This window comes from Sphingomonas sp. NFR04 (genome assembly GCF_900114095.1).
Taxonomy (GTDB): domain Bacteria; phylum Pseudomonadota; class Alphaproteobacteria; order Sphingomonadales; family Sphingomonadaceae; genus Sphingomonas.
The window spans coordinates 1,049,794-1,069,382 of the sequence record NZ_FORV01000001.1; the positions used below are offsets into that span (position 1 = coordinate 1,049,794).

At 67.7% G+C, this 19,589-nt stretch carries 25 protein-coding genes and 1 tRNA gene; 11 read left to right on the forward strand and 15 right to left on the reverse strand.

Annotated elements, in window-relative coordinates; genetic code table 11:
- Positions 1–3: 3 nt before the first annotated feature.
- Together BM009_RS04770 and BM009_RS04775 are read left to right on the forward strand one after the other, a co-directional pair.
- The gene (locus tag BM009_RS04770) at positions 4–399 is read left to right on the forward strand and encodes a cupin domain-containing protein (RefSeq protein ID WP_093294222.1); all 396 of its coding nucleotides are present in this window, start codon (positions 4–6) and stop codon (positions 397–399) included.
- Positions 400–1,003: 604 nt separating this feature from the next.
- Positions 1,004–1,450, forward strand: coding sequence for a DUF1003 domain-containing protein (locus tag BM009_RS04775; RefSeq protein ID WP_093294224.1), 447 nt, complete (start codon positions 1,004–1,006; stop codon positions 1,448–1,450).
- Here BM009_RS04775 and BM009_RS04780 read toward each other — a convergent pair whose 3' ends face one another.
- The 5 genes from BM009_RS04780 to BM009_RS04800 form a co-directional block, all read right to left on the reverse strand.
- Positions 1,451–1,648, reverse strand: coding sequence for a hypothetical protein (locus tag BM009_RS04780; RefSeq protein WP_093294225.1), 198 nt, complete (start codon positions 1,646–1,648; stop codon positions 1,451–1,453).
- Between the two features lie 82 nt (positions 1,649–1,730).
- Positions 1,731–1,943 (reverse strand): cold-shock protein, encoded by a 213-nt coding sequence (locus tag BM009_RS04785; RefSeq protein ID WP_010544313.1) that lies wholly within the window; start codon positions 1,941–1,943, stop codon positions 1,731–1,733.
- Between the two features lie 231 nt (positions 1,944–2,174).
- A complete protein-coding gene (gene grpE / locus BM009_RS04790; protein WP_093294227.1) occupies positions 2,175–2,732 on the reverse strand; it encodes a nucleotide exchange factor GrpE in 558 nt (185 codons plus the stop codon).
- Between the two features lie 15 nt (positions 2,733–2,747).
- Positions 2,748–3,791: a heat-inducible transcriptional repressor HrcA gene (hrcA, locus tag BM009_RS04795; protein WP_093294228.1), complete on the reverse strand. Its 1,044-nt coding sequence runs from the start codon at positions 3,789–3,791 to the stop codon at positions 2,748–2,750.
- A gap of 35 nt (positions 3,792–3,826) precedes the next feature.
- Entirely contained in the window at positions 3,827–4,426 is a 600-nt protein-coding gene (locus BM009_RS04800) for a DUF6438 domain-containing protein (protein WP_093294230.1), read from the reverse strand.
- Between the two features lie 90 nt (positions 4,427–4,516).
- Here BM009_RS04800 and rph point away from each other — a divergent pair, with 90 nt between their 5' ends.
- The 3 genes from rph to BM009_RS04815 all read left to right on the forward strand — a co-directional run bounded on the left by rph (position 4,517) and on the right by BM009_RS04815 (position 6,496).
- On the forward strand, positions 4,517–5,230 hold the full coding sequence (gene rph / locus BM009_RS04805) for a ribonuclease PH (protein ID WP_093294231.1): 714 nt from the start codon (positions 4,517–4,519) through the stop codon (positions 5,228–5,230).
- On the forward strand, positions 5,227–5,898 hold the full coding sequence (rdgB, locus tag BM009_RS04810) for an RdgB/HAM1 family non-canonical purine NTP pyrophosphatase (protein WP_093294233.1): 672 nt from the start codon (positions 5,227–5,229) through the stop codon (positions 5,896–5,898). Before rph ends, rdgB begins: the two co-directional genes overlap by 4 nt.
- A 127-nt stretch (positions 5,899–6,025) precedes the next feature.
- A complete protein-coding gene (locus BM009_RS04815; protein WP_254772144.1) occupies positions 6,026–6,496 on the forward strand; it encodes a helix-turn-helix domain-containing protein in 471 nt (156 codons plus the stop codon).
- On the opposite strand, the gene BM009_RS22510 is transcribed toward BM009_RS04815, so the two are convergent.
- Positions 6,459–6,635 carry a hypothetical protein gene (locus BM009_RS22510; protein ID WP_175487891.1) on the reverse strand — a complete coding sequence of 59 codons (177 nt, stop codon included), beginning with the start codon at positions 6,633–6,635 and terminating at the stop codon, positions 6,459–6,461. The two genes, BM009_RS04815 and BM009_RS22510, sit on opposite strands and share 38 nt — an antisense overlap.
- Before the next feature lie 181 nt (positions 6,636–6,816).
- Between BM009_RS22510 and BM009_RS04820 the strand changes: the two genes are divergently transcribed.
- The gene (locus tag BM009_RS04820) at positions 6,817–7,017 is read left to right on the forward strand and encodes a hypothetical protein (protein WP_093294236.1); all 201 of its coding nucleotides are present in this window, start codon (positions 6,817–6,819) and stop codon (positions 7,015–7,017) included.
- A 63-nt stretch (positions 7,018–7,080) separates the two neighbouring features.
- On the opposite strand, the gene BM009_RS04825 is transcribed toward BM009_RS04820, so the two are convergent.
- Positions 7,081–7,167: transfer RNA gene (locus tag BM009_RS04825), tRNA-Tyr, on the reverse strand.
- A gap of 121 nt (positions 7,168–7,288) precedes the next feature.
- Here BM009_RS04825 and BM009_RS04830 point away from each other — a divergent pair.
- From BM009_RS04830 to BM009_RS04840, 3 genes are read left to right on the forward strand one after another with little or no spacing between them, the layout of a single operon-like run.
- Positions 7,289–8,893 (forward strand): M20/M25/M40 family metallo-hydrolase, encoded by a 1,605-nt coding sequence (locus BM009_RS04830; protein ID WP_093294237.1) that lies wholly within the window; start codon positions 7,289–7,291, stop codon positions 8,891–8,893.
- Positions 8,893–9,639 (forward strand): 23S rRNA (guanosine(2251)-2'-O)-methyltransferase RlmB, encoded by a 747-nt coding sequence (rlmB, locus tag BM009_RS04835; RefSeq protein WP_093294239.1) that lies wholly within the window; start codon positions 8,893–8,895, stop codon positions 9,637–9,639. The genes BM009_RS04830 and rlmB overlap by 1 nt, the downstream gene beginning before the upstream one ends.
- 11 nt (positions 9,640–9,650) lie before the next feature.
- A complete protein-coding gene (locus tag BM009_RS04840) occupies positions 9,651–10,382 on the forward strand; it encodes a hypothetical protein (RefSeq protein WP_139216535.1) in 732 nt (243 codons plus the stop codon).
- A gap of 67 nt (positions 10,383–10,449) precedes the next feature.
- Here the strand turns inward: BM009_RS04840 and BM009_RS04845 are convergent, their stop codons facing one another.
- From BM009_RS04845 to BM009_RS04860, 4 genes are all read right to left on the reverse strand, one after another.
- Entirely contained in the window at positions 10,450–10,875 is a 426-nt protein-coding gene (locus BM009_RS04845) for an OsmC family protein (RefSeq protein WP_093294242.1), read from the reverse strand.
- 52 nt (positions 10,876–10,927) lie between these two features.
- The gene (locus BM009_RS04850; protein WP_093294244.1) at positions 10,928–11,338 is read right to left on the reverse strand and encodes a glycine zipper 2TM domain-containing protein; all 411 of its coding nucleotides are present in this window, start codon (positions 11,336–11,338) and stop codon (positions 10,928–10,930) included.
- Positions 11,339–11,424: 86 nt separating this feature from the next.
- Positions 11,425–11,916 carry a hypothetical protein gene (locus tag BM009_RS04855; RefSeq protein WP_093294245.1) on the reverse strand — a complete coding sequence of 164 codons (492 nt, stop codon included), beginning with the start codon at positions 11,914–11,916 and terminating at the stop codon, positions 11,425–11,427.
- Between the two features lie 68 nt (positions 11,917–11,984).
- Positions 11,985–12,452, reverse strand: coding sequence for a hypothetical protein (locus tag BM009_RS04860; RefSeq protein ID WP_093294247.1), 468 nt, complete (start codon positions 12,450–12,452; stop codon positions 11,985–11,987).
- A 253-nt stretch (positions 12,453–12,705) separates the two neighbouring features.
- On the opposite strand from BM009_RS04860, the gene BM009_RS04865 reads away from it, so the two are divergent.
- Positions 12,706–15,453: a [protein-PII] uridylyltransferase gene (locus BM009_RS04865; RefSeq protein WP_093294248.1), complete on the forward strand. Its 2,748-nt coding sequence runs from the start codon at positions 12,706–12,708 to the stop codon at positions 15,451–15,453.
- A gap of 13 nt (positions 15,454–15,466) precedes the next feature.
- Entirely contained in the window at positions 15,467–15,850 is a 384-nt protein-coding gene (locus BM009_RS04870; RefSeq protein ID WP_093294250.1) for a VOC family protein, read from the forward strand.
- Between the two features lie 183 nt (positions 15,851–16,033).
- Here the strand turns inward: BM009_RS04870 and BM009_RS04875 are convergent, their stop codons facing one another.
- The 4 genes from BM009_RS04875 to rplQ form a co-directional block, all read right to left on the reverse strand.
- Positions 16,034–16,510 (reverse strand): vgr related protein, encoded by a 477-nt coding sequence (locus tag BM009_RS04875; RefSeq protein ID WP_093294251.1) that lies wholly within the window; start codon positions 16,508–16,510, stop codon positions 16,034–16,036.
- Between the two features lie 16 nt (positions 16,511–16,526).
- The gene (locus tag BM009_RS04880) at positions 16,527–18,668 is read right to left on the reverse strand and encodes a prolyl oligopeptidase family serine peptidase (protein WP_093294253.1); all 2,142 of its coding nucleotides are present in this window, start codon (positions 18,666–18,668) and stop codon (positions 16,527–16,529) included.
- Positions 18,669–18,718: 50 nt separating this feature from the next.
- Positions 18,719–18,847 (reverse strand): hypothetical protein, encoded by a 129-nt coding sequence (locus BM009_RS23090; RefSeq protein ID WP_302847349.1) that lies wholly within the window; start codon positions 18,845–18,847, stop codon positions 18,719–18,721.
- A gap of 179 nt (positions 18,848–19,026) precedes the next feature.
- Complete coding sequence (rplQ, locus tag BM009_RS04885; protein WP_019368405.1) at positions 19,027–19,449, reverse strand: 50S ribosomal protein L17; 423 nt, start codon at positions 19,447–19,449, stop codon at positions 19,027–19,029.
- Between the last annotated feature and the right edge of the window lie 140 nt (positions 19,450–19,589).

Here is a 19,589-nt window from a genome sequence, read left to right on the forward strand (position 1 = left end):
CCCATGCCCCACCTCCCCACCAACCCCGCCCATCTCGGCCGCGCCGCCAGCGCCTCCGTCGAGTCCGACTTCACCGGACCCGACTGGTTCGAGGCCTATGCCGCCCGCCATGCCGCGGACGGGCAGGAGGGCCGGCTGGTCTCGCAGTTCGCCTTTTCGAAACGCTGGGACTCGTGGGAGATGCACCCGCACGGCGCGGAACTCGTGATCTGCACCCAGGGCGCCTGCACGCTCCACCAGGAACATGCCGACGGCAGCACCGAGCGCGTGACGCTCGCCCCGGGCGACTATGCCATAAACCCGCCGGGGACGTGGCACACCGCCGATGTCGCGCCGGGCAAAACCTGCACCGCGATCTTCATCACCCCCGGCATCGGCACCACCCACCGGCCGCGCTGATGCTTCCGAGCAATCCTCCCCCGCCAGGGGGAGGTGGCAGGCCGCAGGCCTGACGGAGGGGGAGGACGCGCGCAGGCCGGAGAGGGTCTGGCATCCTCCCCCTCCGTCGCCTGCCTGCGCCACCTCCCCCAGGCGGGGGAGGATACAGGACCACCCCGCACCCCTAGAAGAAGAAGAAACCAGCAACAAATCGCTTCCCGACAGCGCCCGTTCCGGCATATCTGGCGAGTCGCCTTGGACTTACGGGAGACGCGACATGCCCGACCTCGCCGAAATCCTCCCGCCCCATCCCGATGGCGGCGACTTGTTCTGCCTCGATGCGCTGATCGATCGCGGCCCCGCCCCCGCCCCTCCCCCACCCGCTTCGTCGCAACCCTGGACGGCTGCGGCTGCCCCTAGCTTGACACCCCCGGCCGACGCGCCCATCTCCCGCTCCGGTCGCGCCAGGGGTGCGGCCAAACGCCAACGGATCCGAGAAGGAACCATGCCCAGTAACGATCAAAGTAGACCGACCGCGCCTGCCAGGGCCGCCGCGCTGAACTGATCCGACTGGGTCACGTCACTCGCGCCGGCCCCGGGGGGCCGGTCGGCAGTGAGGTGTACCATGAATGCAGCCATTCGTTTCCTGAACGACCTGCGCCGGATCGGCGGTGCGTCGCGGGACCTCAACGCGGTGTTCGACGAACGCCTGACCGTCGGCGAGCGACTCGCCGATCGGGTCGCGGCGGTCGGCGGGTCGTGGGGGTTCATCATCGGCTTCGGCGTGTTTCTCGGCGCCTGGGCGGTGCTCAACACGGTCGTGCTGGCGGCGCACGCGTTCGACCCATTCCCGTTTATCTTCCTGAACCTGATGCTGTCGATGCTCGCCGCGCTCCAGGCCCCAATCATCATGATGAGCCAGAACCGCCAGGCGGCGAAGGACCGGCTAGAGGCGCGGATGGATTACGAGACCAACCTGCGCGCCGAGGCGCAGATCGAGGAGCTGCACGCGAAGATCGATTCGCTGCATGCGGAGATTGCCCGGCTGGTCGAGGTCCGGGCGCCGCGCTGATCAGAAGGAAACCGCGCGGGCTTCCTTCTCGGCTTCGTTGAGGGCGCGCTGGGTGGCGACCCGCTCGGCGCGGACGGCCATCGCTTCCCAGGCCGCCTGGGACCGGAGGTGCCGCTCGCGGACATTGTCGAGGTTGCATCCGGCGGCGGCGGAGCCGGCTTCGTCGGCGCGGGCGCGGAACAGTTCGATTTCGGTCATCGGCGGGGGTGCCTCGCTGGGAAAGAGGGAGGGACAGACGAAAACGGCGGCCCCAGATGGGACCGCCGTCTTGGGGTTCAGGTCAGTCGGCCGCCTGGAGGTTGACCGCCGCCATCTTGCCGCGGCGATCCTGTTCCAGTTCGTAGGTCACGCGCTGGTTCTGCTGCAGCGTGATCATGCCGGCGCGCTCCACCGCGGTGATGTGGACGAAGGCGTCGTTGCCGCCGGTATCCGGCGCGATGAAGCCATAGCCCTTGTCGGCGTTGAAGAACTTGACGGTGCCAGTGATGCTCATGGGTGTTTTCCTTACATTGTCGGCGCGCCCCGTGCGGGCGGACCTCGCGCTTCAGGGCAGGGATGGAAGGAAAACGGAGCCGCAAAGCACCAGAGACCAACGATTTGCGACTTCAGCCCGCTCTATGTGGGCTTTTATGGGAGGGAATGCAATGGCAGCGCCAGGAACTGCGCCGGGTTGCCGGACCTGCAGGACGGAGCCCCGCCCCTTTTGGAGCGGGGCGAAGGCCGGTCAGTCGGGCTTCTTGGCGACGGCGACGAGCGCCGGGCGCAGCAGCCGGTCCTTGATCATGTAGCCGGACTGGATTTCCTGCACCACGGTGCCGGGCGCCTTGTCGGCAACGGGCATTTCCATCATCGCCTGGTGCTTGTTGGGGTCGAGCGCCTCGCCCAGCGCCACCACCTTGGAGATGCCGTGGCGGCCGAATATCGCCTCCAGCTCGCGGCCGGTGGCCTCCAGGCCGGTGACGAGGCCCTTCATCTTCTCGTCCTCGCGCAGCTCGGGCGGAATGGCCTGCAGCGCCCGGCCGAGATTGTCGGCGACCGAGAGGATGTCGCGAGCGAAGCTGGTCGCGGCATAGGCGCGGGCATCCGCCACTTCCTTCTCGGTGCGGCGGCGGAGATTCTGCATGTCGGCCTGGACGTAGAGATGCGCCTGCTTGGCCTCGGCCAGCTGCGCCTCCAGCTCGGCGACACGGTCCTGCTCGGCCACTTCCGGCGCGGCTTGAGCAGTTTCTTCCCGCAGCGTTTCGCCCTGGGTCGGTTCGGTATTTTCGATGTTCTCGGACATGGTTCCCTGTTTTCTTCAGGCCAGCAAACGGGCCAATGTGGCCGCCGTGAAATCCACCATGGGCACGACGCGGGCATAGTTCAACCGGGTGGGGCCGATCACGCCGACGACGCCGACCACCCGGCCGTCGAGCGAACGGACCGGTTTGGCGATCACCGACGAGCCGGAAAGCGCGAACAGCTTGTTTTCGGAGCCGATGAAGATCCGCGCCGCCTCGCCTTCCCGGGCGCTGTCGAGCAGCCGGGCGATCTCCTCCTTGCCCTCCAGCTCGTCGAGCAGCTGGCGGACGCGGTCGAGATCCTCGGTGGCGCTGGTGTCGATCAGCCGGGCCTGGCCGCGGACGATCAGCACCGGGCGGCGGCCGCTGTCCTCGCTCCACACCGCAAGGCCGCGCTCGACCAGCTCGGAGGCAGCGGCGTCGAGGGCGGCCTGTTGCTGGCGCAGCTCCCGCTCGATCCGGCCGCGCGCCTCGGCGAGCGTCAGGCCGGCGAGCGCGGCGCTCATGTAATTGGCCGCGCGCTGCAGCGACATCGGGTCGACCCCGCCGGGCAGCTCGACCACCCGGTTCTCGACCGAGCCGTCCTCGCCGACCAGTACGGCCAGCGCGCGATCCTGGCTCAGGGGCACGAAGCCGAACTGACGCAGCACCGTCTCGGCCTTGGGGACGAGGACAAGGCCGGCGCAGGCGGACAGCCCGGAGAGCGCCGCCGTGGTGCCGGCAATGGCATCTTCGACCGGGCCGCCGGCACCGGCACGCGCCTCGATCGCCGCACGTTCCTCGACCGAAGGCTCGCTCGCCTGCATCATCCCGTCGACGAACAGGCGCAGCCCGCTTTCGGTTGGCATGCGGCCGGCGCTGGTGTGCGGCGCCGCGAGCAGGCCCAGCTCCTCCAGATCCTGCATCACGTTGCGGATCGACGCCGGCGACAGGTTGAGCGCCGAGATGCGCGAGATGGTGCGCGATCCCACCGGCGCGCCGCTGTCGAGATAGGATTCCACCACGATGCGAAACACGTCGCGCGCGCGGTCGGTCAGCTCGTGGATCGGCGGCGTGATCATGGTGGCCGTTATCTAGGCGGTGCCACGGGTACGCTTCAAGGCCGCGCGCCGATCAGGCCGGCGATCGGCAGCAGATCGGGCGCCGAACCCAGCGCGTCGGCGACGCCGGGGCTCCGCGTGCGATCGCAGCCGAAATAATAGGAGAGCGCGCGATGCCCCGCCTTTCCGTCCCACTGGACCTCGACGCTCGGCATGTCGGTGGCATGCTGGCCGCAGGCGGGCGTACCCGGCGCGGTGCGGACGCTGCCGCTGCGCGGGCGATAGGGGGCGAGCCGGGTGAGGAACGCCTCATATTGCGCCGGCGACACCCGGAAGTCGCGCGCGCCGGTCACCGCGGTGAAGCGCTGCCCCTCGAAGGTGCCGGTGCCGTCCGGCCGCACGGTGACGGTGTAGACCGGGCAGGCGCCGCCGCACGGGCTGGTGGTGTAGCGGATCATCTCGCCGCGCACGATTAGTGCGGTCGGCGCCGCGGGCACGCCGCTGCTCACCGGCGGCGGCGTTGGCGGTGCCGGGCGGGAGGGCCTGGCGGGCGCCGGGCGCGCGGGGCCCTCGGGCGCCCCCACCTGCGGAATGCAGCCGCCGAGCATCGCTCCGCCGAAAACCCCAGCGAAAACCATTGCAACCAACAGGCGCATGCGTGTCTTTCTCCCCTTATCGTGCAAGACTGGCGGAACGCGCCGCCACGGTCTAGGTGCCCGGCTCGACCTTTAGGGAGACTGAATCGCATGCGCCCATCCGGCCGCGCCCCCGACGAAATGCGGGAAATCACCATCACCCCGAACTTCACCCGCCACGCCGAAGGCTCGGTGCTGATCGGCTTCGGCGACACCCGCGTGCTCGTCACCGCCAGCGTCGAAGAGCGCGTGCCGCCGTTCCTGCGCGGCAAGGGCGAAGGCTGGGTGACGGCCGAATACGGCATGCTCCCCCGCGCCACGCACACCCGCGGCCAGCGCGAAGCGGCCAAGGGCAAGCAGTCCGGCCGCACCCAGGAAATCCAGCGGCTGATCGGCCGCTCGCTGCGTGCGGTCACCGACCTCAAGCTGCTCGGCGAGCGCCAGATCACGCTCGATTGCGACGTGCTCCAGGCCGATGGCGGCACCCGCACCGCGGCGATCTCGGGCGCCTGGGTGGCGCTGCGCCTCGCGGTCAACAAGCTGATGGCGGACGGCGCGATCACCACCGATCCCATCACCACCCAGGTGGCGGCGGTGAGCTGCGGCATCTACCAGGGCACGCCGGTGCTCGACCTCGATTACCCCGAGGATTCGTCGGCGGATGCGGACGCGAATTTCGTGCTGCTCGCCAACGGCAACATCGCCGAGGCGCAGGCCACCGCAGAGGGCGCGACCTATGACGAGGAAGGCCTGCTGCGCCTGCTCCGCCTGGCGCGCATCGGCTGCACCCGCATCTTCGACGCCCAGCTGAAGGCCATCGGATGAGCGGCGAGGGCGAAACCCCGCAGGCCATCCGCAAGCTCGCGCCGGGCCGGCTGGTGATCGCCAGCCACAATGAAGGCAAGGTGCGCGAAATCCGCGAGCTGCTCGGTCCCTATGGGATCGAGCCGGTCTCGGCCGCCGAACTCGACCTGCCCGAGCCCGAGGAGACCGGCACCAGCTTCGTCGCCAATGCCGAGCTGAAGGCGCTGCAGGCGGCGGACCTGTCCGGGCTTCCTGCCCTCGCCGACGATTCGGGGCTGTGCGTCGAGGCGCTGGGGCTGGCCCCCGGCATCTACTCCGCGCGCTGGGGCATGGCGGCGCCGGGCATGGACGGGCTCGCACCCGTCGCGCCGTTCGAGGGCCGCGATTTCGGCCTGGCGATGCAGCGGGTGGAGGACAAGCTGGCGGCGCTGCCGCCCGAGACCAGCCGTGCCGCGCATTTCGTCTGCGCGCTGGCGCTCGCCTGGCCGGATGGCCATGTCGAATGGTTCGAAGGCCGGGTCCACGGCGAGCTCGTCTGGCCGCCGCGTGGTGAAAAGGGCTTTGGCTATGATCCGATGTTCGTGCCGCTGGGGCACGCGGAAACGTTTGGCGAAATGGAACCGGCGGCAAAACACGGCATGAGCCACCGCGCCGACGCCTTCCGCCAGTTGGTCGCTTCGGTCTTCTGAGAAGCGTCTGTTGCGGCTGCAACGATATTCATGGCATCGAAGGTTTAAGCTATCCTAACGACGTCCATATGTTGATCGAGTAACGATCGCTGCCTAAGCACAGGCGACGATGGAGGACAAATTGGGGGTGCGCGGCACCGAACTATTCGATGAAGTCGATGCGCGGCTGAGCGAAATCAAGCGGCTTTTCACGCAGTTCGCCGGTGACGCCCCTGCGGCCGCCGGCGAATCGCCGGTCGGTTCGTTTGGTCGGCTGGAACTCGCCCGGATGATTTTATGGGGCCGAACGCTGCTGGAGCGCGAAGTCGCCAAGGATCTGTTCGCCGATCCCGCCTTCAACATCCTGCTGACGCTCTATGTCAACCGCGCCGACGGCAAGGACGTGTCGACCTCGGCGGCCTGCACCGCCTCCGGCGTACCGACGACGACGGCGCTGCGCTGGATCAACGCGCTCGCCCGGCGGGGCATGATCCACAAGCGCAGCCTCGCCACGGACCGCCGCTTTACCTACCTGGAGTTGACCGAGAAAACCGGCACGGCGCTGGATCGCTATTTCGATCTCATCCTGGATCGCGCAGCGCACCCGACGGCGCCATAATCCCGTATTTGGTGGTCAGGCGTTCGAGCGACAGCGAGACGTTGGCCGCCTCCGCATCTTCCCCCAGAAGGTCGAGAAGCGCGATCGCGTCCACCAGGTGCGTACACACCGTCTCGATACCTGCGCCCCGTTCGTCCATTGCTTCAATAACTCGCGTATCTTTATATCCGTATTGGATTTTCGGCTACGCATGGACAAGTCAGGAATAATCCCGACGCGGGACACACCTAGTGCACGTTCTAACGCAATCGCAAGTCTTTGTGCATTGCGCCACTACATCCGTTTTGGATATTAACCTTGCTTTGATGCAAGGAAGGCCTGTGACCCCGCTTTCTACGCTCCTGGAGCGCGCCGAAGCCATCTACCTGACCCATGGCACCGGCAGCGCACGCTATCTGCTCGATCAGATCGAAACCGCCATCCGCGAAGGTGCGCCAGCGCAGCAGATCTGCGAACTCGACCATCTTCTGCAGCTGATCGAATATCGCGACCGGACATTGGCGATGTACGGAAACCGCTGATCGCGCCTTTTGCCTGGCGCATGCGGCGTTGGCGATCCTGGGGAGGATCGCTCGCAGCGGCGGTGGTGGATAGGGATGGATTCGAACCACCGTAGGGCGAAGCCCGGCAGATTTACAGTCTGCTGCCTTTAACCACTCGGCCACCTATCCATGGAGACCGCCGCTTGCGAGCGAGGGGGCCCAATGCCGAAGCGAATCGAACCTGTCAACGCCTTGCGTGCACTCTTTTGCCCGCATAGCGTCCCGCCGTCACTTTTTGGGGGGATAACAAATGCGTCGCACCATGCTTGCACTCACCGCCGCGCTGCTCGCCAGCGCACCGATCGCCGCCCAGACGATCCAGACCAGCGCCACCGACCGCGTGATCGACCAGGGCACCAACCATTCGGAGGTGATGCGAATCGCGCAATACCTCACCGATGTGATCGGCGCCCGCCTCACCAACTCGCCCGGCATCCGCAAGGCCGAGGACTGGACCCAGGCCAAGTTCCGCGAATGGGGGCTGGTCAACGTCCACAAGGAAGGCTTCGAATTCGGCCGCGGCTGGTCGAACGAGAAGCTGGCGGTGCGCATGGTCGCCCCCCGCCCGCTCCAGCTGGTCGCCGCCCCCCTGCCCTGGACCCCGGGCACCGATGGCGCGATCACCGGCGAGGTCGTCCTCGCCCCGCTCGCCGACGAGGCCGCCTTCGCCCAGTACAAGGGCAAGCTGAAGGGCAAGCTGGTGCTGATCACCGAGCCGCGCGAACTGGAGGAGGCGACCGAGGCGCCGTTCAAGCGCTGGAGCGTCGAGGAACTGGCCAAGCGCGACTTCTACGACCTGCCCAATGGTGACGGCGAACGGCCGTTCAATACTGCACGCTACACCTTCGCGGGCAAGCGCGACGCCTTCCTCAAGGCAGAGGGCGCGATCGGCTATGCGATCATGTCCAGCCGCAACGGCAAGCTGGTGCATGGCCAGAACAGCCAGTTCCAGGTCGGCCAGTCGGGCGCGCTGCCGGGCATCGAGATCGCGGCGGAGGATTATCGCCGCCTCGCCCGCCTCGCCAAGATGGGGGGCAAGCCGACGCTGGAGATCGACGCGGTCAACCGCTTCGAGGACAGCGATACCAAGGGCTACAACATCCTCGCCGACATCCCCGGCACCGATCCCAAGGCCGGCTATGTGATGGCCGGGGCGCATCTCGACAGCTGGGCGATGGGCGACGGCGCGGCGGACAATGGCGCGGGCAGCGCGATGGTGATGGAGGCCGCGCGCATCATCCGAGCCTCGGGCATCAAGACCAAGCGCGCGATCCGCTTCGCGCTCTGGGCCGGCGAGGAACAGGGGCTGCTCGGCTCGATGGCCTATGTCGAGGCCCATATCGCCAAGCGCCCGGTCGACGCCGGCGCCAGCGGCATCGTCCGCTACATGACGTGGAGCCGCGCCTTCCCGATCACCCCCGGTCCGGATCACGCCAAGCTCGCCGCCTATTTCAACCTCGACAACGGCTCGGGCAAGATCCGCGGCATCTACGCGCAGGGCAACACCGCGGTGATGCCGATCTTCGAACAGTGGTTCACGCCCTTCCACGCGATGGGCGCGACGCAAGTGTCGGCGCGGCGCACCGGCAGCACCGACCATGTCTTCTTCGACGCGGTGGGCATCCCGGCCTTCCAGTTCATCCAGGACCCCCTCGACTATGGCTCCATGGTGCATCATACGGACGTCGATACGTTCGATCATCTGAAGGCCGACGATATGCGCCAAGGCGCAACCATCCTCGCCGCATTCCTGATCAACGCCGCCAACAGCGATCAGCCGCTGCCGCGCGCGCCGCTTGCGACCGCGCCGACCCCGGCCGATCAATTCTATCCCTTCCCGGAGTCTGCACACTGATGAAACGTCGAGGCCATCGTCCCAGCCAGGCACCTGCATCGCGGCCGCGTTTCTACGGCCGCCACGCGGTGCTCGCGGCACTCGCCAATCCCGAGCGGACGGTGCGCAAGATCTGGGGCACGCGCGAGGCGCTGTCGGCGCTGGACCTGCCCCCGATCATCCCGATCACCTATGCCGACGCGGCCGATCTCGGCCGCCTCGTGCCGTCCGATGCGCCGCACCAGGGGCTGGTCGCCGAAGTCGATCCGCTCGAGGAGATCTGGCTGGGCGATCTGCTCGAGCAGGGTTCGGAGGACAAGCGCCCGCTGCTGGTGCTCGACCAGGTGACCGATCCGCACAATGTCGGCGCGATCCTGCGCTCGGCGGCGGCGTTCGATGCGCTTGGCATCGTGACGCAGGACCGGCACGCACCGCCCGAGACCGGCACCCTCGCCCGCTCGGCGGCGGGGACGCTGGAAGTCGTGCCCTGGGTCCGCGTGGTGAACCTGTCGCGCGCGCTCGACGAGATCGCCGAGGCCGGTTTCTGGCGGGTGGGCCTCACCGGCCATGCCAAGGCGACGCTGGGCGAGGTGATGGGCGAAGGCCGCGTCGCGCTGGTGCTCGGCGCCGAGGGCGAGGGCATGCGCCAGAACACCGAGGCGCATTGCGACCAGCTCGCCCGCCTGCCGATCTCGCCCAAGGTGGAGAGCTTGAACGTGTCGAACGCCGCAGCCGTGGCGCTCTACGCGGTGAACACGCGCGGCTGAGGAGCACACGCATGACCAGGATGCTGCGAGCGCTGGCATTGGTGGTGCTCGCGCCGTTGGTGCTGGCGAGCTGCCTGTTCGTGCCCGGCAAGTTCGATTCCGCGCTCACCATCCACCGCGATCGCAGCTTCACCTTCACCTACAAGGGTGAAGTCGTCGCCCTCGACCTCAAGGGGCTGGGCGGCGACTTCATGAAGATCGCCGAGGAAGAAGGCGGCAAGAAGGGCAAGAACGGCTCGGCCGATCCGACTAAGGTCAAGGCGGCCGAGCAGGCGAAGCGCGACGAGGAATATCGCAAGCTGGCGGTCGAGCTTGCCAAGGAAGCCGGCTATCGCAGCGTCGAATATCGCGGCAACGGCATCTTCTATGTCGATTTCGCGCTGTCGGGCGTGCTCGATCATGCCTTTGTCTACCCGTACAATCAGGACAACGAAATCATCCTGCCCTGGATCGCGATCGAGCTGCGCGGCAAGGATGCGGTGCGCGTGAAGGCGCAGGGCTTCGCTCGCCAGAAGAACGAGGCCGCGGGCCTCGGCGGCATGGGCGGAGGCATGGCCGCAGGCGCAGAGGCGGCCGATCGCATGGAGGGCACTTTCACCCTCACCACCGATGCCGAGGTGATCAGCCAGAACAACGAGGCCGGTGCCGAGACCGTCGGCAGCGACAAGGTGATCGCCTGGAAGGTGGACACCCGCACCAAGGACGCGCCGATGGCCTCGCTACGCGTGGCACCCTTGCGCTGATACGAAAACGGGCGGGTGCAGCCTGCTGCACCCGCCCGCCCTCTCCACACCCCATTGGGGATAGGGTTCAGGCCAGTTCCCACTCCAGCGCGATCTGGGCCTTGAGCAGCTTGGAGACCGGGCAGTTCGCCTCGGCGCCCTTGGCCAGCGCCTCGAACTGCTCTTCGCTGATGCCGGGCACTTCGGCGCGCAGCTTCAGGTCCGAACGGGTGATGGTGAAGCCGTCGCCGTCCTGCTCCAGCTTCACGGCTGCCGTCGTCTCGAGCGTGCCGTCGCTGAACCCCGCCTGGGCAAGCGCGAAGCTGAGCGCCATGGTGAAGCAGCCGGCATGCGCCGCCGCGATCAGCTCTTCCGGGTTGGTACCCTTCTCGTCGCCGAAGCGGGTGTTGAAGCTGTAGGGAGTCGCCTCCAGCACGCCCGAGGGGCTGGTCAGCTGGCCTTTGCCGGTCTTGCCGAAGCCGGTGTAGCGGGCGGTGGCGGTGCGGGTGGTCATGGCAGGCTCCTGGAAAAGGTCGGGCCGGGGAATCGACCCCGGCCCGCTTCTATCACTTGCACGTGACGTTGTTGCGATCGATCGAACGACCCGCCGCTGCGCCGGCTGCGGCGCCGAGCAGCGTGCCCAGCGTCTGCGATCCGCCCGGCGCGATGACGTTGCCGAGCAGGCCGCCCGCTACGCCGCCGACGATCAGGCCGGTCGTGCCGTCGTTGCGGCGGCAATAATAACGGCCATCCTGTCCGCGATAGACACGGTCGTTCTGCGACAGGCGGCGCTCGCGGGCCCGCGAATTCTCGCGATAATAGCGGTCGGCATAATAGCCGTTATAGGCCGGGTCCGGGCGGTTATAGTCGTACTGGCGATAGCCGCCGCCGCCGGCATAGCCGGGGCCGTAGCCGCCTTCGGCGCAGCCGGAAACCAAGGTCGCCGCAGCAACCATGCTCAGAGCGAAGATGCGCATCGGGTCTCTCTCCTGATCCATGTTGATAAGCGTGGGCAATGCGCGGCCGCGCGGAAGGTTGCGCGGCCGTGCCGATCCGGGGAGGATCAGGAAGGCGCCGCATCGTTGCGGCGGAGCTCGTCGGCCTGGCCGGCGACCAGCGTCGGGGCCGAACCGCCTGCCAGCGCCGGCGCAAAGGCCTCGCGCTCGTTGGCCGGGATCGATGCGGTGGGATCGGGGCGGAACTGCTCGATCGCGCGCTGGCTGCCATCGGGGTGGCTGTCACCCATCAGGTCGGTCGGCACGGTGCCCGGCTCGGAAGCGCCACGGCGGCTCCACAGCGTACCGAGGGCAATGGCGCCGATGGCACCCAGTCCGGCGGCGGCGATGGCCGCGATGCCGGTCCGTCCCAGCGACGAACGCTTGCGGACCTTGGTCGCCGGCGCGGCTGCCTTGGGGGTGCGCTTCGGGCGCGCCTTGGGGGCGGGCTTGGCGGCGGCGGGCTCGGCCTTGGTGTCGGCGGCTGCAGCGGTGGTCGCGGCCTTGGGCGTGCGCTTGCGCGGCGTGGGGGTCTTGGGCGTCTTGCTGGCGGTTGCCATCGAAATCTCCTTTCGGTTACGGCACGGTCAACGGGCCGGGATGCGGGCGTGTTCCGAGCGATCCGCGATCAGCGGGCGCAAATGCGGGTGCGTTGGTTCACCCAGCAGCCGTCCTTGCGGGTGACGGTGCCCAGCAGGTCGCCAGCCCTGTCGTCGTCGGGATCGGCATTCCAGGTGGCGTCGGCCTTGCCGTCGGGGCGCGTGGTGACCACGGCGAAGTGCGACTGGGCGGGCTTGCCGGCGCTCCAGGTGTTGAGCGTGTAGCCGCCATCCCCCATCGGATAGACCTGGCAGCGGCCGTCGAGCAGCGTCTTGCCGTCGACCTCGAAGTAGCATTGCTTGGCGGCGGAGTGGGGCGGGGTATCGTCCTTCGCCACCGGCGTGGTGCTGGGAGTTGGTGTCGGGCTGGGCGTTGCGACGAGCGATGCCTCGACGTTCGCCATGACGGCGTTGTCGGTCGGCTGGGGGCTGTTGCAGGCGGCCAGCGGTGCCAGGAGCAGCAGCGTCGCGGCGATGGAGCAGGTTTTCAGAGGCAAACGGCGTCTCCGCAGGAAGTTGCCGCGCCCTACCCTTGCAGCCTGGATTTTGTTCCGCGACGGCGTCGCTCGCCATAGCCACTCCCCTTCAGGGGAGGGGTTGGGGTGGGGCATGACCGACAAGGGCAGTACCGGTGGATCCGTCATGCCCCACCCCAAACCCCTCCCCTGAAGGGGAGGGGCTTAAGAGAGAAATGCATCCCCCCTCCCTTCCCACGTGAACTTCCCCCCAAATCCTCCTATCTGACTCCCCATGCCGACCCGCTTCGCTTCCGTGCCCCACCGCCGCGCCCTGATCGATCGCCGTGCCGTCGCCGAACGCCTCGCTGCGCTGGAGGCGCGCGACACCGCCGCGCTGCGCCAGGCCGGCACTGCGGAGCTCAAGGCCGCGCTCGCCGCGGGCCAGGCCGAGATCGCCCGCCGCCTCGCCGAACACCCCTCGCGCGGGCTGGAAGCCGCTGCGGCAGGCGCGTTCCTCACCGACCAGATCCTGCGCCTGCTCTGGGACTTCACCGTCGAACGGCTCCACCCCAATGCCAACCCCACCGCCGCCGAGCGGATGACGCTGATCGCGGTGGGCGGCTATGGCCGGGGCGAGATGGCGCCGCATTCGGACATCGACATCGGCTTCCTCACCCCCTGGAAGGTCACCGGCTGGAGCGAGCAGGTGATCGAATCGATGCTCTATTCGCTGTGGGACATGCGGCTGAAGGTAGGGCATTCGTCGCGCTCGCTCGACGAAATGGTCCGCCAGGCCAAGGCCGACGTCACCGTCTGCACCGCGCTGCTCGAGGCGCGCTACGTCTGGGGCGATACCGAGCTGTATGACGAGGCGGCGAAGCGCTTCAAGGCGGAGATCCAGGCCGACAGCGCCCGCGGCTTCATCACCGCCAAGCTGGAAGAGCGCAACACGCGCCACAAGAAGATGGGCGACAGCCGCTATGTCGTCGAACCCAATGTGAAGGAGGGCAAGGGCGGCCTGCGCGACCTGCACACGCTCTTCTGGATCGGCAAGTTCGCCTACAACGTCCGCGAGCCCGCCGAGCTGGTCGAGGCCGGGCTGCTCACCCCCACCGAATACCGCCAGTTCCGCCGCGCCGAGAACTTCCTCTGGGCGGTGCGCAGCCAGCTGCACCTGATCACCAACCGCCCCGAGGATCGCCTGACCTTCGACGTCCAGCGCGAGATCGCCGAGCGGATGCGCTTCGCCGACCGGCCGGGCATGTCCAAGGTCGAGCGCTTCATGCGCTATTACTTCCTCCAGGCGAAGGTGGTGGGCGATCTGACGGGCGTCTTCCTCGCGCATCTCGACGAGAAGTTCGCCGCGCGCGGCCGCCGCTTCGGCTTCCCGGCGCTGTGGCGCGGGCGGCGCAAGCTGAAGGGCTTCGTGCTCGAGCGCGGTCGGCTGGCCATCCCGCGCGACACCTATTTCCGCGAGGACCCGGTCCGCCTCATCGAGCTGTTCGCCCTCGCCGACCAGCACGAGCTGGAGATCCACCCGCTGGCGATGCGCGCCGCCGCCCGCGACGCCAAGCTGGTCGACGACGTCCGCACCGATCCGCGCGCCAACGCGCTGTTCCTCGACGTGCTGACCTCGCCGCGTGATCCGGAAACCGTGCTGCGCTGGATGAACGAGGCGGGCGTGTTCGGCCGCTTCGTGCCGGACTTCGGCCGCGTCGTCGCGCAGATGCAGTTCGACATGTACCACCATTATACGGTGGACGAGCATTCGATCCGCGCGATCGGGCTGCTCAGCAAGATCGAGAAGGGCCAGCTGAAGGAAGACCATCCGCTGGCGAGCGGCATCCTCCACCAGCTCACCTCGCGCCGCGCGCTGTACGTCGCGGTGCTGCTCCACGACATCGCCAAGGGCCGCAGCGGCGACCATTCGATCCTCGGCGCCGAAGTCGCCGAGCGGCTCTGCCCGCGGCTGGGCCTCACCCCCGGCGAGACCGAGATGGTCGCCTGGCTGGTGCGCTGGCACCTGCTGATGTCCGCCACCGCGTTCAAGCGCGACCTCGCCGACTTCAAGACCATCCTCGACTTCACCGCCCAGGTGCAGAGCGCCGAGCGCCTGCGCATGCTGCTGGCGCTGACCGTGGTCGATATCCGCGCGGTGGGCCCCGGCGTGTGGAACGGCTGGAAGCGCCAGTTGCTCGGCGGGCTGTACGAAGCGGCAGAGGAAGTCCTCCGTCTGGGCCACAAGCAGCGCGGCCGCACCGAGCGGATCGCCGCCAAGCAGGACGAACTCGGCGCCGCGCTCGGCTGGGCGCCGGCCAGGTTCGAAGCGTTCAAGAAGCGCTTCACTGAAAGCTATTGGATCGCCGAGCCGAGCGACGTGCTGGAGCGCAACGCGGCGATGGTCGCCGCAGCGGGCGACGCGACGCTGCATGTCGAGGCGCAGGTCTATCCCGATCGCGGCGCGACGCTGGTCACGGTCTATGCCGCCGACCATCCCGGCTTGTTCTACCGCATCGCCGGCGCCATCCACGTCGCCGGGGGCAATATCATCGACGCGCGGATTCACACGACGCGCGACGGCATGGCGCTCGACAATTTCCTGGTGCAGGATCCGTTCGGCCAGCCCTTCGACGAAGAGGCGCGGCTCACCCGGCTCAAGACCGGCATCGCCGATGCGCTCGCCAATCGCGGCCGGCTCTCCGAACGGCTCAAGACCAAGGCGCCAGTGCGGCCGCGTGCCGATGCGTTCTCGATCGAACCCAATGTGTTCATCGACAACAAGGCGTCGAACCGGTTCACCGTCATCGAAGTCAATGCGCGCGATCGGCCCGCCTTGCTCTACAGTCTCGCCAACGCGCTGTTCCAGTCGAAGGTGACGATCCACTCGGCGCATGTCGCCACCTATGGCGAGCGCGCGGTGGATACCTTCTATCTGACCGACCTGATCGGGGATAAGATCAGCTCGACGTCGCGACTCAAGACGATCGAGCGGCGTCTGCTGGAGGCCGCGGCCGGCGAGGAGATCGCCCAGGCCGCCTGATCGGGGGACGGATATGCCGGTAGTGGGGCTGGGCGGCTATTTCTTCCGTGCGCAGGATCCGGATGGTCTGAAGAGCTGGTACCAGGAGATGCTGGGCGTCGGCGGCGGCTGCGGTACCGATGCCAGCGGGCAGGCGAGCCCGTGGTTCTGGTATCCCGAGCCCGGCGGCGTGGTGTTCCAGCCCTTCCCGGCGGACAGCAGCTATTTCGCGACGGACAAGCAGGTGATGCTCAACCTGCGGGTGATCGATCTCGACGGGCTGCTGGAGCAGCTCAACGCCGCGGGCGTGGCGATCGAGACGCGGGCGGAGTGGGACTCGCCGGAGACCGGGCGGTTTGCGCGCATCCATGATCCGGAAGGCAATCCGATCGAGCTGTGGGAAGCACCGGCGGAGTAGGTCACCCCTCGCCAAGCGCAGGTCCTTCGCATCGGCAGGTGGACACACGTCCGCCCCACCCCCTTCGTCATTCCCGCGAAGGCGGGAATCGATTTGCCAGGAGGCTGGAGGAAGGAACCGCGGCTTCAGCGCCAATGGATCCCCGCCTTCGCGGGGATGACGGCTAGGGGCGGCGCCCTACGCCTACCCCGTCCCGAATGGCAGGATTGATTCCAGCGTCGCCAGCGGCGGCGCGCCCGGCACCACCGCACCCTGCCGCAGCAGGAAGACGTGCCGCACGATCTCCGCCTGCTGCTCGATGCCGTAACGCGCCAGCGTCCAGCCGGGCTTGATGCTGTAATGGTAGCGGCAGAAGGGATGCCGCCGCAGCACGAGGTTCAGCCCCTGCTGGTGCTGCCAGACATGCACCAGCTCGTGGATCAGATGCCCCTGCAGCCCCAGCCCCGCGCTGGCAAAACAGTCGCGATAGGCATCCCCCGCCGGGTGGAAGTGGAGATGCCCGCGCGGCGCCATTGTCACGTTGCGCGGCTGGAAGGGAAACCATTTCCGCCGGTAGATGCGCACCGGATCGAGGTCAATCGCGTCGCCGAACATGCTGCGCGCCAGCGCACGCTCGGCATCGGTAAGGGGGCGGCCCCGTCGCGGATCCTCGCCGGACATGGCCGCCCTCCCCTGCTTACTTGATGGCCAGCCCCGTCCACTTGGCGGCGAACGCCCAGAGGTCGGCGGTTTCCTCGATCACCTTGTCGGTCGGCTTGCCCGAGCCATGGCCGGCGCGGGTCTCGATGCGGATCAGGTGCGGACGGTCGCCGATCTGGGCATGCTGCAGCGCCGCCGCGTATTTGAAGCTGTGGCCGGGCACCACGCGATCGTCGGTATCCGCCGTGCTCACCAGGATGGCGGGATAGTCCACGCCGCTCTTGATATTGTGATAGGGCGAATAGGCATAGAGCCGCTTGAAGTCCGCTTCCTTCGACGGATAGCCATAATCGTCGACCCAGTAGCGGCCGGCAGTGAACCGGTCGAAGCGGGTCATGTCCATCACGCCCACCGCAGGCAGCGCCGCGGCGAACAAGTCCGGGCGCTGGTTGGTCACCGCACCGACGAGCAGGCCGCCGTTGGAGCCGCCCTGGATCGCCAGCTGGCCCTTGCCGGTGATGCCTTCCTTAATCAGGAACTCGCCCGCGCCGACGAAATCGTCGAACACATTCTGCTTGTTGGCGAGGCGCCCGCCATCGTGCCACGCCTTGCCATATTCGCCGCCGCCGCGGATGTTCGCCACGACGAACGCCCCGCCCTGCTCCAGCCAGGCCAGCCGGCCCGCCGAGAAGCCCGGGGTGATCGGGATGTTGAACCCGCCATAGCCGTAGAGGATCGTCGGCGCAGGGCCGGTGACGCTCTTTTTGCGGACGATGAACATCGGCACCTTGGTGCCGTCCTTGGACGCATAGAAACGCTGCTCGACCGCATAGTCCTGCGGGTCGAACGCCACCTTCGGCTGCGCCCAGGGCTCGGCCTTGCCGGTCTTCACGTCGTAGCGGAAGATCGTCGTCGGATAGTTGAAGCTGGTGAAGGCGAAGAAGGTCTCGCCCTCATGCGGATGCCCGCCGAACCCGCTCGCGGTGCCGATGCCCGGCAGCGCCACCTTGCCATCGGCCTTGCCGTCCAGCGTGTAGCGGCGCACCTCGGTGGCGGCATCGACCATGTAGCTGAGGATCAGCCGGTCGCCGACGATCGACTGGCCGGCCAGCGTCTCCTTCTGCTCGGGCACCACCTCGTGCGGGGTCAGCGCGGGGTCGGCGAGGTCGATGGTGACGATGCGCTGGCGCGGGGCGCCGTCGTCGGTCGCGAACCAGAACTTCGTGCCGACATTGCCGATCGCCGACCAGTCATGCTCGAGCTTGCCGATGACCGTCTTCGCCTTCCAGGCGGAGTCCTGCAGGTCGACGATATGGACCAGGTTCTTGTTGTCGGTGCCCTCGCTGGTGGTGATCACCAGATAGCGGCCATCGTCGGTGATGCCGGCATAATGGCTCTGCTTGGGCGCCGCCGGGGTCTCGTAGACCAGCCGGTCGGCGCTCTGCTGGGTGCCGAGCTTGTGGAAATAGACGCGGTGGTTCTCGTTGAGCGCCTGGAACTTGGCGTCCGCGGGCGGCTCGGGATAGCGCGAGTAGAAGAAGCCACTGCCGTCCTTGGCCCAGGCCACGCCCATGGTGAACTTGGCCCAGCTCACCGTGTCGCCCGTCTCCTTGCCGGTGGCGACATCGAGCACCTTGATCGTCCGCCAGTCGGTGCCGCCATCCTGGATCGAATAGGCGAGCAGCTTGCCGTCCTCGCTCGGCAGCCATTCGGCGAGCGCGGTGGCGCCGTCCTTCGACCAGCCATTGGGGTCGATCAGCACGCGCCCCTCGCCCTTCAGGCCGTCGCGGACGAACAGCACCGCCTGGTTCTGCAGGCCGCTGTTGTGCGCGTAGAAATAGCGGCCGCCCTTCTGCTCGGGGAGGCCAAAGCGCTCGTAATCGAACAGCTGCTTGATGCGGGCCTTCAGCGCCTCGCGCCCCGGCAGCGTCGCCAGATAGGCGTCGGTGACCTTGTTCTCGGCCTCGATCCAGGCGGCGACCTCCTTGTCGTTGCGGACGTCGTTTTCCAGCCAGCGATAGGGATCGGCGACCTTCACCCCGAACTGCTCGTCCACCACATCGACACGGCGGGTCTCGGGATAGGCGAACTTGGTCATCGGCGCATTCATCTCCGGCTTGGGGGTCTGGGCGAAAGCGGGGCTGGCGAAGAGTAACGGCAGGATCAATGCGCGGCGCATGCAGGGGCTCCCAAAGAATGCGCCTACCCTAGGCAGCCCTGCCCTTCGGCTCAAGCAAAGCCGGCCCATTCGATCGCCCAGGCAAAGGCGGCGAGCGGGGACAGCGCCAGCAGCGCGGCGATCCACGCGCCGACATCGATGGGCGCAGCGCTGCGCGCCCGTTTGGACTTGCGAGACATGGTAGTTCTCCAGCGCTGCCAGACGGGGCGGCGCACCCTGTTCGGCGGCGAAAATGGGGAGCGCCGGAGGGATTGCAAGCGAAACGAAACTTGGGGGACGGCAATAAAGTCTGCCAAAACGAAAAGGGCGGCCGCACCAGCGACCGCCCTTCCCTTGTTCGATCCGAACGAAGTGCCGATCAGGCGGCTTCGTCGAAATCCTCGTCCGACATCACCGGGCCGGAATCCTGACCCTTGGCCGAGACGTCGCGGTCGACGAACTCGATGATCGCCATCGGCGACGCGTCCGAGGCGCGGATGCCGGCCTTGATGATGCGGGTGTAACCGCCGTTGCGATCGGCGTAGCGCGCGGCGAGCACGTCGAACAGCTTCACCAGCTGGGCGTCGTCCATCAGGCGCGCATGGGCCAGACGACGGTTGGACAGGCCACCCTTCTTGGCGAGGGTGATCAGCTTCTCGACGTACGGGCGCAGTTCCTTCGCCTTGGCGACGGTGGTGGTGATCTGCTCGTGCTTGATGAGCGCGGCGCTCATGTTGCGGAACAGGGCAATACGGTGAGCCGAGGTACGCTGCAGCTTACGACCGCCTACACGATGGCGCATAATTCAATCCTTTCGTTCGTCAGGGGGCCGTCTGACGGTACCCCCAGCCAGGCAGCACTTGAGGCGGCTGCCCTTTGCCTGATCCTCCCCGAGCTTGTCTCGGGGAGGGGGACCACCGCCAAGGGCGGTGGTGGAGGGGC

Bases quoted from the DNA above. Each gene is read 5' to 3' on its own strand.
- BM009_RS04770 (WP_093294222.1), top strand. From the start codon at position 4: ATGCCCCACCTCCCCACCAACCCCGCCCATCTCGGCCGCGCCGCCAGC.
- BM009_RS04775 (WP_093294224.1), top strand. From the start codon at position 1,004: ATGAATGCAGCCATTCGTTTCCTGAACGACCTGCGCCGGATCGGCGGT.
- BM009_RS04780 (WP_093294225.1), bottom strand. From the start codon at position 1,648: ATGACCGAAATCGAACTGTTCCGCGCCCGCGCCGACGAAGCCGGCTCC.
- BM009_RS04785 (WP_010544313.1), bottom strand. From the start codon at position 1,943: ATGAGCATCACTGGCACCGTCAAGTTCTTCAACGCCGACAAGGGCTAT.
- grpE (WP_093294227.1), bottom strand. From the start codon at position 2,732: ATGTCCGAGAACATCGAAAATACCGAACCGACCCAGGGCGAAACGCTG.
- hrcA (WP_093294228.1), bottom strand. From the start codon at position 3,791: ATGATCACGCCGCCGATCCACGAGCTGACCGACCGCGCGCGCGACGTG.
- BM009_RS04800 (WP_093294230.1), bottom strand. From the start codon at position 4,426: ATGCGCCTGTTGGTTGCAATGGTTTTCGCTGGGGTTTTCGGCGGAGCG.
- rph (WP_093294231.1), top strand. From the start codon at position 4,517: ATGCGCCCATCCGGCCGCGCCCCCGACGAAATGCGGGAAATCACCATC.
- rdgB (WP_093294233.1), top strand. From the start codon at position 5,227: ATGAGCGGCGAGGGCGAAACCCCGCAGGCCATCCGCAAGCTCGCGCCG.
- BM009_RS22510 (WP_175487891.1), bottom strand. From the start codon at position 6,635: ATGGACGAACGGGGCGCAGGTATCGAGACGGTGTGTACGCACCTGGTG.
- BM009_RS04830 (WP_093294237.1), top strand. From the start codon at position 7,289: ATGCGTCGCACCATGCTTGCACTCACCGCCGCGCTGCTCGCCAGCGCA.
- rlmB (WP_093294239.1), top strand. From the start codon at position 8,893: ATGAAACGTCGAGGCCATCGTCCCAGCCAGGCACCTGCATCGCGGCCG.
- BM009_RS04840 (WP_139216535.1), top strand. From the start codon at position 9,651: ATGACCAGGATGCTGCGAGCGCTGGCATTGGTGGTGCTCGCGCCGTTG.
- BM009_RS04845 (WP_093294242.1), bottom strand. From the start codon at position 10,875: ATGACCACCCGCACCGCCACCGCCCGCTACACCGGCTTCGGCAAGACC.
- BM009_RS04850 (WP_093294244.1), bottom strand. From the start codon at position 11,338: ATGCGCATCTTCGCTCTGAGCATGGTTGCTGCGGCGACCTTGGTTTCC.
- BM009_RS04855 (WP_093294245.1), bottom strand. From the start codon at position 11,916: ATGGCAACCGCCAGCAAGACGCCCAAGACCCCCACGCCGCGCAAGCGC.
- BM009_RS04865 (WP_093294248.1), top strand. From the start codon at position 12,706: ATGCCGACCCGCTTCGCTTCCGTGCCCCACCGCCGCGCCCTGATCGAT.
- BM009_RS04870 (WP_093294250.1), top strand. From the start codon at position 15,467: ATGCCGGTAGTGGGGCTGGGCGGCTATTTCTTCCGTGCGCAGGATCCG.
- BM009_RS04875 (WP_093294251.1), bottom strand. From the start codon at position 16,510: ATGTCCGGCGAGGATCCGCGACGGGGCCGCCCCCTTACCGATGCCGAG.
- BM009_RS04880 (WP_093294253.1), bottom strand. From the start codon at position 18,668: ATGCGCCGCGCATTGATCCTGCCGTTACTCTTCGCCAGCCCCGCTTTC.
- BM009_RS23090 (WP_302847349.1), bottom strand. From the start codon at position 18,847: ATGTCTCGCAAGTCCAAACGGGCGCGCAGCGCTGCGCCCATCGATGTC.
- rplQ (WP_019368405.1), bottom strand. From the start codon at position 19,449: ATGCGCCATCGTGTAGGCGGTCGTAAGCTGCAGCGTACCTCGGCTCAC.